Genomic DNA, 14603 nt, shown 5'->3' on the forward strand with positions numbered 1-14603 from the left:
TCCGGCGGTTCCGGGCCGGAACAGGCCGGTGTGGGCGCTCGGATGACACCGGAGCAGGTCGCCGCCGCCAGCAAACCCGTCGTGCTCGACCTGGGCGACGCGTTCAGCCGCAGCCCGACCACGCTGCGGCGGGCCCGGCTGCTCGGCATCTCCGGCTGGGCTTTCTACATCAGCGGTCGGGCCGGCGCGCTCGGCGACGTACGTGCCGAGACGGCCGCCGCCGCCCTCGGCTTCGTCGCCCCGGACGCGGTCGCCGACGGATGGGACGCCGCCGCCCGGACCGTCCGCCCGATCGAGGTGGCCGCCGCGAGCTTCGCCGAGTGCTGCCAGTGGGGCACCCGGCAGCTCGGTCCGCTACCCGGGACCGAACGCCTGTCCGCGCTCGTCGAGCGGGCGGTGGGAGCGGCGGACGCCAGCGGGATGCCGCTCTTCGCCGCCTGGCGGGCCATGCCGCTGCCGGAGAACACCCCCGGCGCCCGCACCGCGGCCGGGTTACGACTGCTCCGCGAACACTTCACCGGCGCGTACCTGCTGGCCGTGCGCGCCGCCGGAATGACCCCGCTGGAGGCGGTGCTGGCCGGGCCGGAGGGGGAGGCCGGCGCGGTGGCCTGCGGCTGGTCCCCTCCGTACCCGCCGATCGGGCCGCTGGTGCGTCGGCGGCTGTGGGCGGAGGCGGTGACCAACCGGTTGGCCGCGCCGGCGTTCGCGGCGCTCGGCCCGGCCGACGGCGCCGAGCTGGTGGAACTGCTGCACCGCACCCGGGCCGCCCTGGGCTGAGCCGACCCTGCGGCGACGAAAAATGGGCGGCGCCGGAGCCGATCGGCTGTCAGGATCACCTGCCGTGACCCTCCCCGCAGGTTGGACCACGCGCCGACCCACCCTCGACGACGTTCCGGCGATCCTCGCGGTGGTGCACGCCGCCGACACCTTCGCCATCGGGCATCCCGACTTCGACGCCGAGGACGTGACGGCGTCGCTCACGGCGCCCTTCTTCGACCCGGCACGGGACTCCTGGCTGGCCGTGGACCCGGACGACACGGTGGTCGGCTGGGCGACCGTGGACAACCCGACAGGTGTCGGCCGGGAGTTCCTGGAGGTGTACGTCGACCCGACCCGGGGCGCCGCGCTCCGGGCGCCGCTGCTGGCCCGGCAACTCGACCGGGTCGCCGAACGGGCCGCCGAGCGCGGCCTGCCCGCCCTCACCGTCCGGTGCGCGGTCTTCGCCCCGGAACGCGACTGGGAAGCCGACCTGCGAGCCGCCGGGTTCACCCTGGCCAAGCGGTACGTTCGGATGCGTCGCACGCTGGCCGACCTGCCCGCCGAGCCACCCCCGCCACCCGGGGTGACCGTGCGTCCGGTACGCCCCGACGACGACGCCGACCTGCGGGAGTTCCACCGGATCCACGACATCGCCTTCGGCGACACCCCGGACCACGAACCGCTGTCGTACGAGCGGTGGCGGGCCCGGATCGGTGACCTGACCGCCTGGGACGAGTGGTTCGTCGCCGAGGTGGACGGGGTGCCCGCCGGCGCGTTGCAGTCCTCGGATCAGGCCCTGGACCAGCAGGAGGGCTTCGTGAAGAGCCTGTCGGTGCTGCCCGCGTACCGTCGGCGGGGTGTGGGTGCGGCGTTGCTGCGCCGCGCTTTCGCCCGCTACGCCGAGAAGGGCCGGGCGGCGGCCGGCCTCGGCGTGGATCTCACCAACCCGACGGCGCCGCTGTCGCTCTACCGGTCGGTGGGCCTGCGGGAGACCCGGTGGACCGACATGTACGAGCTGTCCGTCCCGGCCGCCGGTGTGTGATTGACGACGTCGGTGGGGCCCGACGGACGCGCCGGTCGGTGACGGTTGCAGACTGGGGGCGTGGGATACGCGCTACGCGGACGCGGTGCCGGTGGGGCGGGACCGCAGCTCGTTGACGTAGTCGTCCGGCGCGCCCGCCTTCTCGGCGGCGTTCGCGATCTCGGAGAGATACCACGACGTGGGCAGGCCACCCTCGTACCCGTCGAACACGTAGATCCACGCGGTCACGTCGCCGTCGAGGGTGGAGACCCGCACGTGCAGCTTGCGGTACGTGCCGGCGGTCGCCCCCTCCAGCTCGTCGAGCTGGGCCGCGTCGTACGGGTGGATGTCGTAGATCGCCACGAACACCCGGTCACCGGGCGACTCGACGAGGGTGCTCACCGCGCCCTCCCAGCCGATGACGTCCGCCCCGGCGAAGGTCAGCCGCCACCCCTCCAGCCAGCCGGTGCCCACCATCGGCGAGTGCGGGCAGTAGGCGCGCATCCGGGCGGGATCAAGGTTTGAGCCGTAGGAGGCGTGATGACGCACGGCGATGACGATAGCCCGCCGGACGGGTGGGGGAGAATACGACAGTGCGTGTCGAATGCGCTCAGGAGAAGAAAGTCACTGTGAGCATGGACGAAGGGCGAACGCTGTGAGCCAGATCGTGATCATCGGTGGGGGGCCGGCCGGGTACGAGGCGGCCCTGGTCGCCGCCCAGCTGGACGCCGATGTCACAGTCGTGGAGGCCGACGGCGCGGGCGGGGCGTGTGTGCTCTCCGACTGCGTACCGTCGAAGACCTTCATCGCCAGCTCGGGGGTGGTCACCGGCTACCGGGACACCGAGGAGTTCGGGGTGCACTCGGACGGCCTGGAGGCGGTCACCGTCGACGCGCGGGCGGTGCACGAGCGGGTCAAGCGGCTGGCGCTCGCGCAGTCCGCCGACATCCACGCCAAGCTGCTCAAGGCGGGGGTCACCTTCGTGGCCGGCACGGCCCGGCTCGGTGAGGACGCTCTCGGGCACACCCACCGGGTCGTCGTCACCCCCGCCGACGGCTCCGAGGAATACTCGATCGCCGCGTCCTCCGTGCTGGTGGCCACCGGTTCGACGCCCCGGCAGCTGCCCACCGCCGTGCCGGACGGCGAGCGCATCCTGACCTGGCGTCAGGTGTACGACCTGCCCGAGCTGCCCGAGCACCTGATCGTTGTCGGTTCCGGTGTGACAGGTGCGGAGTTCGCCAGCGCGTACCTCGCCATGGGCGTCGAGGTCACCCTGGTCTCCAGCCGGGACCGGGTGATGCCGCACGAGGACGCCGACGCGGCGTCCGCCATCGAGCGGGTGTTCCGCAACCGGGGCATGGAGATCCTCAACAACTCCCGGGCCGACGCGGTGCGGCGTACCGCCGACGGTGTCGAGGTGGAGCTGTCCGACGGCCGCAAGGTCACCGGCTCGCACGCCCTGATCGCGGTCGGTTCGATCCCGAACACGGCCAACCTGGGCCTCGCCGAGTACGGCGTGGAGCTGGGCCGGGGCGGCTACGTCACGGTCGACCGGGTCTCCCGGACCAACGTGCCCGGCATCTACGCCGCCGGTGACTGCACCGGGGTTCTGCTGCTGGCCAGCGTCGCCGCCATGCAGGGCCGGATCGCGATGTGGCACGCGCTCGGCGAGGCGGTCCGCCCGCTGCGGCTGCGGACCGTCGCGGCGAACGTCTTCACCGACCCGGAGCTGGCCACCGTGGGTGTCTCGCAGGACGAGGTGGACGCCGGGAAGGTGCCGGCCCGGCAGGTGATGCTGCCGCTGTCCGGCAACGCCCGGGCCAAGATGGACGACCTCTCCGACGGCTTCGTGAAGTTGTTCTGCCGGCCGGCCAGTGGTCAGGTGGTCGGCGGTGTGGTGGTCGCGCCGAAGGCCAGCGAGCTGATCCTGCCGATCACGATGGCGGTGGAGAACAACCTGACGGTCAACGAGCTGGCCCAGACCATCACCATCTACCCGAGCCTGTCCGGATCGATCACCGAGGCCGCCCGCCAGCTGATGCTCCACGAACTGGAGTAGTCCCTCCTCGACGGGTTCAGTCCCAGAAGCACTCCAGGTGGTTCTCCACCGTGATCGCCTCGGCCGTGGCGCAGAACGCCGTGGCGTCGGCGCTCAGGGCGGCGTCGATCCGTCCGGCGTAGATGCTCTCGATCGAGGTCCGGTAGTCCTCGCGGTCCAGGCTGACCACGTAACCGGCCGCCCGGACGTCGGGATGCGCGCACAGGAAGCGGAAGATCTCCCACACCGTCGGCGCGGCGTTCTGCCGGTCGTACGGGTCGACGAACCGTAGCTCAAGCAGCTCCGCCAACTCGCCGACGTCCAGGTCGTCGAAGGACGCGATGCCGCCCGTGTAGCCCGCCGGGGTCACGCCGACCAGCGGGTCACGCCGGGCGGCGTCGCGGTTGAACCGGAACTCGTCGGCCTCGGCCGGTGGCGGGGCACCGCAGAGCCGGGGGCGCTCCGCCGGTGCCGACGGTGTGGCGCCGGCGGCGCTCGGCGCGGTGTCGGCCCGAGGGGCGACCGCCGGGTCCGCCGCCGCGCAGCCCGTCGCCGACGCCAGGAGGGGCAGCAGGATCATTGCCCACTGGATCGGCCGTTTCCTGACCCTCACTGAGCCCGCCCCTTCGTCATTTCCGGAAGCGGGAGCCTAACCGGTGGTGACGCGCCTTGACGGGCCGGAATGAGCGAGGACGAGCGCCACCGCGGTCAGTACGCCGACCTCGGTGAGGATGAGGAGGCGTTCGGCCAGGCCGATCAGCACCCGGTCGCCCGGATAGGCGGACCAGATCATCGCGCCCGCCAGGGTGAGGCTGAGTAGGACCAGGGTTCGTATCGTCCCGGCGGCGGATGCCAGGTCGGGTCGGCGGGCGAGCAGCCAGCCGCCGACCGGGAGGGCCAGGAAGGCGACCACGGAGGCGTACCGGTGCAGGTACGCGGCGGTGGTCATGGTGGTGCCCGGTTCGTTCGTCGGCACCACCGCGGCCAGCAGCAGCCCGGCCACCCACGCGCCGAGCAGCACCTCGGCCATCCGACCGGAGCGTGGCCCGGGTGGGCCGGTACGGCGCAGGCCGTAGAGGAGTGCCACGGTGGCGAGCGCCAGCACCACCATGGCGACGTCGATGACGCCCCCTCGGTCGGAGACGGCGAAGTCGCTGATGGTCAGCGCCCACGGGTTGAGGTCGTCGTTGACTTCCAGGTGACCGATCACGGTGAGCAGCGCCGCCACGGTGATCCCGCCGAGGGCCAGCAGACCGGTGTTCCGGGTTCCAGGCATGCTTCAGCCTGTCGCCGCGGACACCCCAGCCGGATCCGGGATGCCCACCGAAATCCGCCCCCGGGACCACCCTTAGAGGCTCGCCCCTGCCCTTGTGGCGGCATGAGGTGCGTCGATCTTGGATCTGCGCGTCACCCGCCGTGCGGGTCCGTGGAGGCGGTGGATGGCACTCAATCGACGGGGACGTCGGCGGCGGCGCGGGCGTGGCGGGCGCTGACCAGGGTCATCGCCCATCCGGCCGCGGCGAAGCCGGCCGCCGCGGCGGTGGCGATGATGGCCAGCCGCCAGGCCGACTCGGTCAGTGCGGTGCCACCCAGGTGCCCGACCAGGGCGCCGTACGTGGCCCAGCCCACCGCGGCGACCGCCTCGTAGAGCACGAACAGCCGGTACGGGTAGCGGCTGCGGCCGGCCGAGAAGCAGGCCGCCATTCGGCCGCCGGGCACGAACCGGCAGAGCAGGATGACCATCGGCCCGGGTTGCCGGAGCCCATGGGTGACCCGGTTGGCCATCCGGCGGGCGCGGCTCGGCTCGGCGTGCCGGGGTGCCCGGCGGTCGGGCGCGCCTCGACCGAGCAGGTAGCAGGCCAGGTCGCCGGCGAACACGCCGAGCGCGCCGACGGCGATGGTGACCGGCAGGCTGAGCCCGCCGTAGACGGTCAACGCACCGCTGGTGATCATGACGATCTGGGTGGGGATGACCGGGACGAAGGCGTCCGCGATCAGCAGAGCGAGCAGCACCAGGTACGCCCACGCCGGCGATGCGACGTCAGTCAGAAGTTCGGGCACGCCTGCCACCTCGCCGGATGCGGCCGATTGGGTGTCTCGAGCCTGACGGCGTGTCCGGCGTCACCGTGGACAGCCCTGGCCCGGCGTGACCGTCGACACGGCCAGGCCACCCCTGTTCAACGAGGCGAACGGGCCTCGGGTGACGGTTCCGGGGACCGTCCCACCTCCGCCCGAGCGGTCGGCGGATCGGCGCTCGTCGGCGTACCGTTGTCGGCGCGGCTCCGCCCGTCGGGTCCCCCGTTCCTGACGATTTCGAGCCGCCAGGGCCGCCGGCGGGTCCCGCGCCGGCGGCCCACCCCTCCTGCGCCGCCGTTAATCCGGGTGCGTCCCCGAGCGCCCCGCGGGTAGCGTCGCCGTATGCGCAGCGCGGTAGTGGTGACCACGACGCCGGGTGTCCCCGGCGCGCCGCTCTGACGTAACCACAGTCGACCAGGCCCCGGGGCGATCCGCCCCCGACGGCCGCGCGGCGTTCGGTGGCCAGGTCGCCTCCGGGTCGTACCCGATCCAGGAGCCCGACATGATCGACCACCGTAGGCTCGGCCGCGAGCTGGACCTCTTCGTCTCCGATCCGCTGGCCGGCGCCGGCCTGCCGATCTGGCTGCCCGCCGGCGCCGCCGCCCGGCACGCCGTCGAGGAGTACGTCCGGGAGTTGGAGCGCCGCTGCGGCCACCAGCACGTCTACTCGCCGCCGCTGGGCAAGCGTGAACTCTTCGAACTCTCCGGGCATCTGGGCTACTTCGCCGACGACATGTTCCCGCCGATGCGGCTGAGCGCCGACGACGAGTTCGTGCTCCGGCCGGCGCTCTGCCCGCACCACGCGCTTGTGTTCCGGGCCCGGGGTCGCTCCTACCGGGAGTTGCCGCTGCGGGTCGCGGAGCTGGGCGGGATGTACCGCTCGGAGCGTTCCGGGGTGCTCGGTGGGCTGTCCCGGGTACGCGCCATCTCGCTCAACGACGCGCACACCTTCTGCGCGCCGGAGCAGGTGGGCGCGGAGGTCGTCGAGATCCTCGGGCTGATCCGGGCGGCGCACGCCGCGCTCGGCGTCCGCCCGGCCGGGTTCCGGCTGTCGCTGCGCGGGCCGGGCGGGAGGTACGTCGGCGACGACGCGCAGTGGGCGCACGCCGAGGATCTGCTCCGGGGAGCGCTGGCCGGGGTGGAGTACGTCGAGGCGCCCGGGGAGGCCGCCTTCTACGGCCCGAAGATCGACATCCAGATCGTCGACGCGGCCGGCCGGGAGTCGACCATCTCCACCATCCAACTCGACTTCGACAAGCCGGAGCGGTTCGACCTGTCGTACACCGATTCGGATGGCAGTCGGCGCCGGCCGGTCATGGTGCACCGCAGTCTGGTCGGCAGCATGGAGCGCCTGTTCGCGTACCTCATCGAGGTGCACGAGGGCGCCTTCCCGGCCTGGTACGCGCCGGTCCAGCTGGTGCTGCTGCCGGTGGACGACGGGCAGGTCGACGCGGCGAGGGAGCTGGCCCGGCGGGCCGTCGACGCCGGCCTGCGGGCCGAGGTCGACGTCGCCGGCTCGTTGGGCGCCCGGGTCCGGGACGCGGCCCGCCGCCGCGTCCCGTACCTCGGGGTGCTGGGTGCCCGGGAGGTGGCCGACGGGCACCTCGCGCTGCGTCTGCGCGGCGGCGACGCTCTGGCCCCGATGCCCGCCGGCGCCGCGCTCGCCCTGATCGGCGGGCAGGTCGCGGCGCGCTCGGCGGATCTGCTCCCGCCGGACTGACACGCTAGACCGACGCCGGTTGAGCGGCGGCGGCGGCCGGTTCCTCGTCTACCACGGCCCCGGTGAACTGGGAGCGGTAGAGCCGGTGGTACGCGCCCTGGGCGGCGAGCAACTGCTCGTGGGTGCCCTGCTCGACGATCCGGCCGTTCTCCATCATCAGGATCAGGTCGGCGTCGCGGATGGTGGAGAGCCGGTGCGCGATGACGAAGCTGGTCCGGTCCGAGCGCAGCGCCGCCATCGCCCGCTGGAGCAGCACCTCGGTGCGGGTGTCCACCGAGCTGGTGGCCTCGTCGAGGATCAGCAGCGACGGTTCGGCGAGGAACGCGCGGGCGATGGTGATGAGCTGTTTCTCGCCGGCGCTGACGTTGCTGCCCTCCTCGTCGATGACCGTGTCGTAGCCGTCGGGCAGGCTGCGCACGAACCGGTCCACGAAGGTGGCCCGCGCCGCGGCGACGATCTCCTCCTCGGTGGCGTCCGGCCGGCCGTAGGCGATGTTGTCGCGGATGGTGCCGCCGAAGAGCCAGGTGTCCTGCAGCACCATGCCGATCCGGCCGCGCAGGTCGTCGCGGCGCATCGTGGTGACGTCCACCCCGTCCAGGGTGATCCGGCCGGCGTCCAGCTCGTAGAAGCGCATGATCAGGTTGACCAGGGTGGTCTTGCCGGCGCCGGTCGGCCCGACGATGGCCACCGTGTGACCCGGCTCGGCGACCAGCGACAGGTCGTCGATAAGCGGCTTGTCCGGCTCGTAGCGGAACGAGACGTGTTCGAACTCGACCCGGCCGTGCGGGTCGGCCACCCGGGCCGGCTCGGCCGGGTCGGGCGTCTGCTCGTCGGCGTCGAGCACCGCGAAGACCCGCTCGGCCGACGCCACCCCGGACTGGAGCAGGTTGGCCATCGAGGCGAGCTGGGTGAGCGGCTGGGTGAACTGACGGGAGTACTGGATGAACGCCTGCACGTCGCCGAGGCTCATCGTGCCGGAGGCGACCCGCAGCCCACCGACCACGGCGATGGCCACGTAGCTCAGGTTTCCGATGAACATCATCGACGGCATGATGATCCCGGAGATGAACTGGGCGCCGAAGCTGGCCCGGAACAACTCCTCGTTCTTGGCGTGGAACGCGGCCTCCACCTCACGCTGGCGACCGAAGACCTTCACCAGCTCGTGGCCCGTGTACGCCTCCTCGATCTGGCCGTTCAGCTCGCCGGTGTGCGTCCACTGCGCGATGAACTGCTTCTGTGAACGCTTGGCGATCCGCTGGGTGACCAGCACCGACAGCGGTACGGCGACCAGGGCCACCAGGGCCAGCAGCGGCGAGATCCAGAACATCACGGCCAGTACGCCGATGACGGTCAGCAGGGACGTGAGCAGCTGGCTGAGGGTCTGCTGCAGGCTGGTGGAGATGTTGTCGATGTCGTTGGTGACCCGGCTGAGCAGCTCGCCGCGGGGCTGCCGGTCGAAGTACGGCAGCGGCAGTCGGTTGAGCTTCTCCTCCACCTCGGCGCGCAGCCGCAGCACGGTCCGCTGGACGACCCCGTTGAGCAGCCAGCCCTGCCACCACATGAGCAGGCTGGCCGCGAGGTAGAGCCCGAGCGCCAACAGCAGCACCCGGCTCAGGGCGTCGAAGTCGATGCCCACGCCGGGCACCACGTCCATCCGGGCCAGCATGTCGGCGAAGCTGGCGTTGCCGCTGGCCCGTGCGGCGGCGACGGCCTGCTCGGTGGTGGTGCCCGCCGGCAGCTGCCGACCGATCACGCCACTGAAGATCAGGTCGGTGGCGTGGCCGAGGATCTTCGGCCCGGCCACACTGAACCCGACGCTCACCAGGGCCAACGTGATGATCGCGGCCAGGTGCAGCCGATGCGGGCGGAGCCGACCCAGCAGCCGCCGGGCGGACGGCCCGAAGTTCATCGACTTCTCGGCGGGCATGCCGGCGCCCATCCACGGTGGGCCACCGCCCTGACGGCCGGGAGGCAGCCGCTTGGGTGTCGGGCCGTCCGGGGCCGACTTCTGCTCGGGTACGGCCGCGGTGGGCGGCGTCTCGCGCTCGGTCATGCCGGCACCTCCGTCGTCTGCTGGGAGGCCACGATCTCGGCGTACGTCGGGCAGGTCTCCAGAAGCTCCGCGTGTCGTCCCACTCCGACGACTCCTCCGTCCTCAAGAACGATGATCTGGTCGGCGTCCACGATCGTGGAGACCCGCTGGGCCACGATCACCACCGCGGACTGCGCGGTGACCGGCCGCAGTGCCGCCCGCAGCCGCGCGTCGGTGCCGAGGTCCAGTGCGGAGAACGAGTCGTCGAACAGGTAGATCTCCGGCTTGCGGACCAGGGCCCGGGCGATGGCGAGGCGTTGCCGCTGCCCACCGGAGACGGTGCTGCCGCCCTGGGCGATCGGCGCGTCCAGCCCGCCGGGCATCTGGGCCACGAAGTCCCGCGCCTGGGCGATCTCCAGCGCCGTCCACAGTTCCTCGTCCGTGGCGTCCGGGTTGCCGTAGCGCAGGTTGCTGGCGACCGTGCCGGTGAACAGGTACGGCCGTTGCGGCACCAGCCCGATCCGACGCCACAGCTCATCGGGGGCCAACTCGCGGACGTCCACACCGTCGACAAGCACGGCGCCGGCGGTGACGTCGACCAGGCGGGGGATGAGTGACAGCAGTGTCGTCTTGCCCGCGCCGGTGCTGCCGATGATCGCCGTGGTGGTGCCCGGGGTGGCCCGGAAGGAGATGTCCCGCAGCACCGGGTCGACCGCTCCGGGGTACTGGAAGCGCACGCCGCGCAGCTCCAACTCGGCCCGGCTGGGCAGCTCGGTGACCGGCTCGGGGGCGGGGACCACAGAGGAGTCCGTGTCCAGCACCTCGGTGATCCGCTCGGCGCAGACCGCGGCCCGGGGCACCATCATCAGCATGAAGGTCGCCATCATCACGGCCATCAGGATCTGCATCAGGTACTGCAGGAACGCGGTGAGCGCGCCGACCTGGATCGCGCCGGAGTCCACCCGCTGCGCGCCGAACCAGAGCACCGCCACGCTGGAGACGTTGAGCACCAGCATGACCACCGGGAAGATCAACGCCAGGAGCCGTCCGGTACGCAGCGCGGTGGCGGTCAGGTCGGCGTTGGCGACGCCGAAGCGGTCCGTCTCGTACGGCTCGCGGACGAACGCGCGGACCACCCGGATGCCGGTGATCTGCTCGCGCAGCACCCGGTTGACGGTGTCGATCCGGGTCTGCATGAGCCGGAAGCCCGGCACCATCCGACGGATGATCGAGCCGAGCGTGATGGCCAGCACCGGCACGCTTACCAGCATCAGCCAGGACAGCCCGATGTCCTCGCGCAGCGCCATGAACACACCGCCGACGCTCATGATCGGTGCCGCGACGAGCATGGTGCAGCTCATCAGCACGAGCATCTGCACCTGTTGCACGTCGTTGGTGTTGCGGGTGATCAGCGACGGCGCCCCGAACCGGGCCACCTCGCGGGCCGAGAAGCGGTTGACGTGCCCGAACAGCCTGGCGCGTACGTCCCGGCCGAAGCCCATCGCGACCCGCGCGCCGAGGTAGACCGCGGCGATCGAGCAGACGATCTGGATGAGGCTGACCAGCAGCATCCAGCCGCCGGTGCGCACGATGTAGTCGGTGTCGCCCCGGGCCACGCCCTGGTCGATGATGTCCGCGTTGAGGCTGGGCAGGTAGAGCGAGGCCATGGTGCCCACGAACTGGAGCAGCACCACCGCCAGCAGCGGTCTCTGATAGGTGCGCAGTTGGCCGCGCAGGAGTCGGATCAGCACGCCGGGTCCTTCGTGTCGGTGGGTCGTCCGGTCATCCGCGGGTCGTCCCCGCTGCCGATGACCTCGAGCAGGAACTCCCGGATGACCTGGGCCTTCGCCGGGTCGGCGTCGACCGAGGTGAGAGGGCGTCCGGAATGCATGAGTGCGCTGAGCGCGGCGACGCGCTCCCGCCCGGCGGGGGTGATGGCGAGCCGGATGCTGCGTCGGTCGTTGTCGTCGCGCTGCCGCTCGACCAGACCGTCGCGCTCGAGCGTGTCCACGATGCCGGTCAGGGTCGCCGGGCGTACGAACCCCTTCTCGGCGACCTCGCGGTGGGGCAGCTCGCCGTGTCGGGCGAGCGTCATCAGGGTGACCATGCCGGCCTGGGTGAGCCCGTGCTCCTCGGCGAGGTAGCGGTTCCAGCGCTGCCCGACGAGGTGCCCGGCCACCACCAGCAGCCGACCGAGCGGCACGTCCTGGAGGGTGACGAGTTCCACGAGAGCAGATTAGCTCCCTGATAATCAGGGGCCAAACGAAATACCGGCAGCCGTGGCGACGAACACGACCTGCAGGACGGTGCGCCGCCCGAGCGGGGTGACCGGGCGCCCGGCGAGGGTCAGCTTCCGGCGTGCGGCCGACACGTTGGCCGGGAACATCGCGAGCATCAGCAGGCCCAGCCCGGCGGCGGCCCAGCGGGCGGTGGCCGGAACGAGCAGCCCGGCCGCGCCCACGAGCTCCAGCACCCCGGTGAGCGTGACCAGCAGATCGGGGCCTGGCAGTCGGGGCGGGACCATCGCGATCAGGTCGGCCCGACGCTGCCCGGCGAAGTGCGCGACGCCGGTCAGCACGAACATCAGGGCCAGCCCGACCCGCAGGGCGGGGTGCCAGCCGTCGAGTGCGGAGATGCCGGCCAAGCCGGCGAGCCGGGCCAGCGCGGTGCCGACCACAAGGGCGATCAGGGGTGCCATCAGGATCCTCCTCGGCGTGAACTTGTCAGTGACAAGATTGCGCGCCGCGGTGGCATCTTGTCAATGGCAAGATAGGATCGCCGCATGACCTCGTCGCGCGGCTACCACCACGGCGACCTCCGTCGCGCCCTGCTCGCCGCCGCCGTGGAGGCGATCGACGAGGCAGGCCCGACGGCCCTGAGCCTGCGGGACCTCGCCCGGCGGGCCGGCGTCTCGCACGCCGCGCCGGCACACCACTTCGGCGACAAGGCCGGCCTGCTCACCGCACTGGCCGCCGAGGGCTTCGACCTGCTAGCCGAGGCGCTGGAGGCCGCCGACGACCTGCTGGCTGCCGGCGTGGCGTACGTCGACTTCGCCGTCCGGCACCGCGCGCACTTCGAGGTGATGTTCCGGCCCGAGCTCTACCGGGCCGACGATGCCGAACTGATCGCCGCACGGGGCCGCTCCAGCGCCGCCCTCCGCTCGGGAGTGGCGACACTGTCGACAGACGACGCGTCCGCCGACACCGACCGGGACGCGCTCGCCGCCTGGTCCATCGCGCACGGCTTCGCCACGCTCTGGCTGGCCGGCGCCCTGCCGGACCGGGTCGGCGCCGATCCCCACGACGCCGCCCGCACGGTTCTGCGGCGCCTGTTCGACTGACCGTCCGAGCCCTTCGGGCGCGTAACGCCCCGCTCGCCCGGCAGGCCCGCATCGGTTCTCCGACGCCACCCGGTACGCCGCCTCGCGGCCGCCGGCTTCCTCCTGATCGGCCTGGTGGCCTGCGCCCGGCTGCCCCGCACCCGCCCCGACCGGCGCTACCAGCTCGTCGGCAGCGGCATCCCCTCGGTGAAGCCGGCGGCGCTCTGCACACCCACGACGGCACGCTCGTGGAACTGCGTCAGGTTCCGCGCGCCGGCATAGGTGAAGGCGCTGCGTACGCCCGCGATGATCTCGTCGATCAGGTCCTCGACGCCTGGTCGGGTTGGGTCCAGGTACATCCGGGCCGAGGAGATGCCCTCCTCGAACACCGCCTTGCGGGCCCGGTCGTACGGGCTGTCGTCGGCGGTACGGGCGCTTACCGCCCGCGCCGAGGCCATCCCGAAGCTCTCCTTGTACCGACGCCCGTCCGGCTCGGTGTAGAGGTCACCGGGCGACTCGTAGGTGCCGGCGAACCAGGAGCCGATCATCACGTTCGACGCGCCGGCGGCGAGCGCGAGCGCGACGTCGCGGGGGTGCCGCACACCGCCGTCAGCCCAGACGTGCCGGCCCAACTGACGGGCGGCGGTCGAGCAGTCCAGCACGGCGGAGAACTGCGGCCGGCCCACCCCGGTCATCATCCGGGTGGTGCACATCGCGCCCGGCCCGACGCCGACCTTGATGATGTCGGCGCCGGCCTCGACCAGGTCGCGTACGCCCTCGGCGGTGACCACGTTGCCGGCCGCCACCGGGACGCCCGGGTCCAGCTTGCGGACCGCCTGCAACGCGGAGATCATCCGCGCCTGGTGGCCGTGCGCGGTGTCCACGACGAGCGTGTCCACCCCCGCCTCCAGCAGCGCGGCCGCCTTGCCGGTGACGTCACCGTTGATCCCGACCGCCGCCGCGATACGCAGCCGTCCCCGGTCGTCCACCGCCGGCGTGTAGAGAGTGGCCCGCAGGGCGCCCTGCCGGGTCAGCACCCCGACCAGCCGGCCGTCGGCGTCCACCACCGGGGCGAGCCGGCGACGGCCCGCGGAGAGCCTGTCGAAACCGGTACGCGGGTCCGCGTCCGCCGGAACGGTGTGCAGCTCGGTGGACATCACGTGCCGCAACTGGGCGAACCGGTCCACGCCCATGGTGTCCGCCTCGGTGACCACACCCATCGGCCGGCCCGCCTCGTCGACCACGATCACCGCGCCGTGCGACCGCTTCGGCAGCAGGTGGATGGCGTCGCCGACGGTCTCGGTCGGGCCCAGGGTGATCGGGGTGTCGTAGACCAGGTGGCGCTGCTTGACCCAGGCGACGACGTTCGCCACCACCTCGATCGGGATGTCCTGCGGGATCACCGCGATCGCGCCCCGCCGGGCCACCGTCTCGGCCATCCGCCGGCCGGCGACCGCCGTCATGTTCGACACGACAAGCGGGATGGTGGTGCCGGTGCCGTCGCCGGTGGACAGATCCACGTCGAGCCGGGAGCCGAGGTCGGAACGGGCCGGCGCCATGAAGACGTCGGTATAGGTCAGGTCGTGCGCGGGGACCGCGCCGTGAAGGAACCGCACCCGGCCATCATTGCCGCTCGTG

14 protein-coding genes and 1 pseudogene are annotated in these 14603 nt (G+C 72.3%); 6 read left to right on the forward strand and 9 right to left on the reverse strand.

Annotation, left to right across the window (positions count from 1 at the left end; genetic code table 11):
* Positions 1 to 42 precede the first annotated feature (42 nt).
* Positions 43 to 777 (forward strand): SCO6745 family protein, encoded by a 735-nt coding sequence (locus tag FHG89_RS15275; protein WP_139585052.1) that lies wholly within the window; start codon positions 43 to 45, stop codon positions 775 to 777.
* Positions 778 to 841: 64 nt separating this feature from the next.
* Positions 842 to 1801, forward strand: a complete 960-nt coding sequence (locus tag FHG89_RS15280) for a GNAT family N-acetyltransferase (RefSeq protein ID WP_139585053.1) — start codon at positions 842 to 844, stop codon at positions 1799 to 1801.
* Between the two features lie 72 nt (positions 1802 to 1873).
* On the opposite strand, the gene FHG89_RS15285 is transcribed toward FHG89_RS15280, so the two are convergent.
* Positions 1874 to 2329 (reverse strand): gamma-glutamylcyclotransferase, encoded by a 456-nt coding sequence (locus FHG89_RS15285; protein WP_139585054.1) that lies wholly within the window; start codon positions 2327 to 2329, stop codon positions 1874 to 1876.
* Between the two features lie 106 nt (positions 2330 to 2435).
* On the opposite strand from FHG89_RS15285, the gene FHG89_RS15290 reads away from it, so the two are divergent.
* Complete coding sequence (locus tag FHG89_RS15290; RefSeq protein ID WP_139585055.1) at positions 2436 to 3839, forward strand: NAD(P)H-quinone dehydrogenase; 1404 nt, start codon at positions 2436 to 2438, stop codon at positions 3837 to 3839.
* Between the two features lie 16 nt (positions 3840 to 3855).
* Here the strand turns inward: FHG89_RS15290 and FHG89_RS15295 are convergent, their stop codons facing one another.
* The 3 genes from FHG89_RS15295 to FHG89_RS15305 all read right to left on the reverse strand — a co-directional run bounded on the left by FHG89_RS15295 (position 3856) and on the right by FHG89_RS15305 (position 5879).
* Positions 3856 to 4398: a hypothetical protein gene (locus FHG89_RS15295; RefSeq protein ID WP_139585056.1), complete on the reverse strand. Its 543-nt coding sequence runs from the start codon at positions 4396 to 4398 to the stop codon at positions 3856 to 3858.
* 69 nt (positions 4399 to 4467) lie between these two features.
* Complete coding sequence (locus tag FHG89_RS15300; RefSeq protein WP_139585057.1) at positions 4468 to 5094, reverse strand: DUF998 domain-containing protein; 627 nt, start codon at positions 5092 to 5094, stop codon at positions 4468 to 4470.
* A gap of 170 nt (positions 5095 to 5264) precedes the next feature.
* A complete protein-coding gene (locus FHG89_RS15305) occupies positions 5265 to 5879 on the reverse strand; it encodes a DedA family protein (RefSeq protein WP_139585058.1) in 615 nt (204 codons plus the stop codon).
* A gap of 517 nt (positions 5880 to 6396) precedes the next feature.
* On the opposite strand from FHG89_RS15305, the gene thrS reads away from it, so the two are divergent.
* Entirely contained in the window at positions 6397 to 7614 is a 1218-nt protein-coding gene (gene thrS, locus FHG89_RS15310) for a threonine--tRNA ligase (RefSeq protein ID WP_139585059.1), read from the forward strand.
* A 4-nt stretch (positions 7615 to 7618) separates the two neighbouring features.
* Here thrS and FHG89_RS15315 read toward each other — a convergent pair whose 3' ends face one another.
* From FHG89_RS15315 to FHG89_RS15330, 4 genes are read right to left on the reverse strand one after another with little or no spacing between them, the layout of a single operon-like run.
* Positions 7619 to 9667: an ABC transporter ATP-binding protein gene (locus tag FHG89_RS15315; RefSeq protein WP_139585060.1), complete on the reverse strand. Its 2049-nt coding sequence runs from the start codon at positions 9665 to 9667 to the stop codon at positions 7619 to 7621.
* The gene (locus FHG89_RS15320; protein WP_139585061.1) at positions 9664 to 11397 is read right to left on the reverse strand and encodes an ABC transporter ATP-binding protein; all 1734 of its coding nucleotides are present in this window, start codon (positions 11395 to 11397) and stop codon (positions 9664 to 9666) included. Before FHG89_RS15320 ends, FHG89_RS15315 begins: the two co-directional genes overlap by 4 nt.
* Complete coding sequence (locus FHG89_RS15325; RefSeq protein WP_139585062.1) at positions 11391 to 11873, reverse strand: MarR family winged helix-turn-helix transcriptional regulator; 483 nt, start codon at positions 11871 to 11873, stop codon at positions 11391 to 11393. The genes FHG89_RS15320 and FHG89_RS15325 overlap by 7 nt, the downstream gene beginning before the upstream one ends.
* Before the next feature lie 24 nt (positions 11874 to 11897).
* The gene (locus FHG89_RS15330; RefSeq protein ID WP_139585063.1) at positions 11898 to 12344 is read right to left on the reverse strand and encodes a DoxX family protein; all 447 of its coding nucleotides are present in this window, start codon (positions 12342 to 12344) and stop codon (positions 11898 to 11900) included.
* A gap of 84 nt (positions 12345 to 12428) precedes the next feature.
* Between FHG89_RS15330 and FHG89_RS15335 the strand changes: the two genes are divergently transcribed.
* Positions 12429 to 12986, forward strand: coding sequence for a TetR/AcrR family transcriptional regulator (locus tag FHG89_RS15335; RefSeq protein ID WP_139585064.1), 558 nt, complete (start codon positions 12429 to 12431; stop codon positions 12984 to 12986).
* Positions 12953 to 13247, forward strand: a pseudogene (locus FHG89_RS34455) (hypothetical protein); the annotation flags it as partial. The gene FHG89_RS15335 and the pseudogene FHG89_RS34455, both read left to right, overlap by 34 nt.
* Here the strand turns inward: FHG89_RS34455 and FHG89_RS15340 are convergent.
* On the reverse strand, positions 13142 to 14581 hold the full coding sequence (locus FHG89_RS15340; RefSeq protein ID WP_139585065.1) for a GuaB1 family IMP dehydrogenase-related protein: 1440 nt from the start codon (positions 14579 to 14581) through the stop codon (positions 13142 to 13144). The pseudogene FHG89_RS34455 and the gene FHG89_RS15340 overlap by 106 nt on opposite strands.
* Positions 14582 to 14603: the final 22 nt, after the last annotated feature.

Origin of the sequence: Micromonospora orduensis, assembly GCF_006228125.1 — a bacterium.
Classification (GTDB): domain Bacteria; phylum Actinomycetota; class Actinomycetes; order Mycobacteriales; family Micromonosporaceae; genus Micromonospora; species Micromonospora orduensis.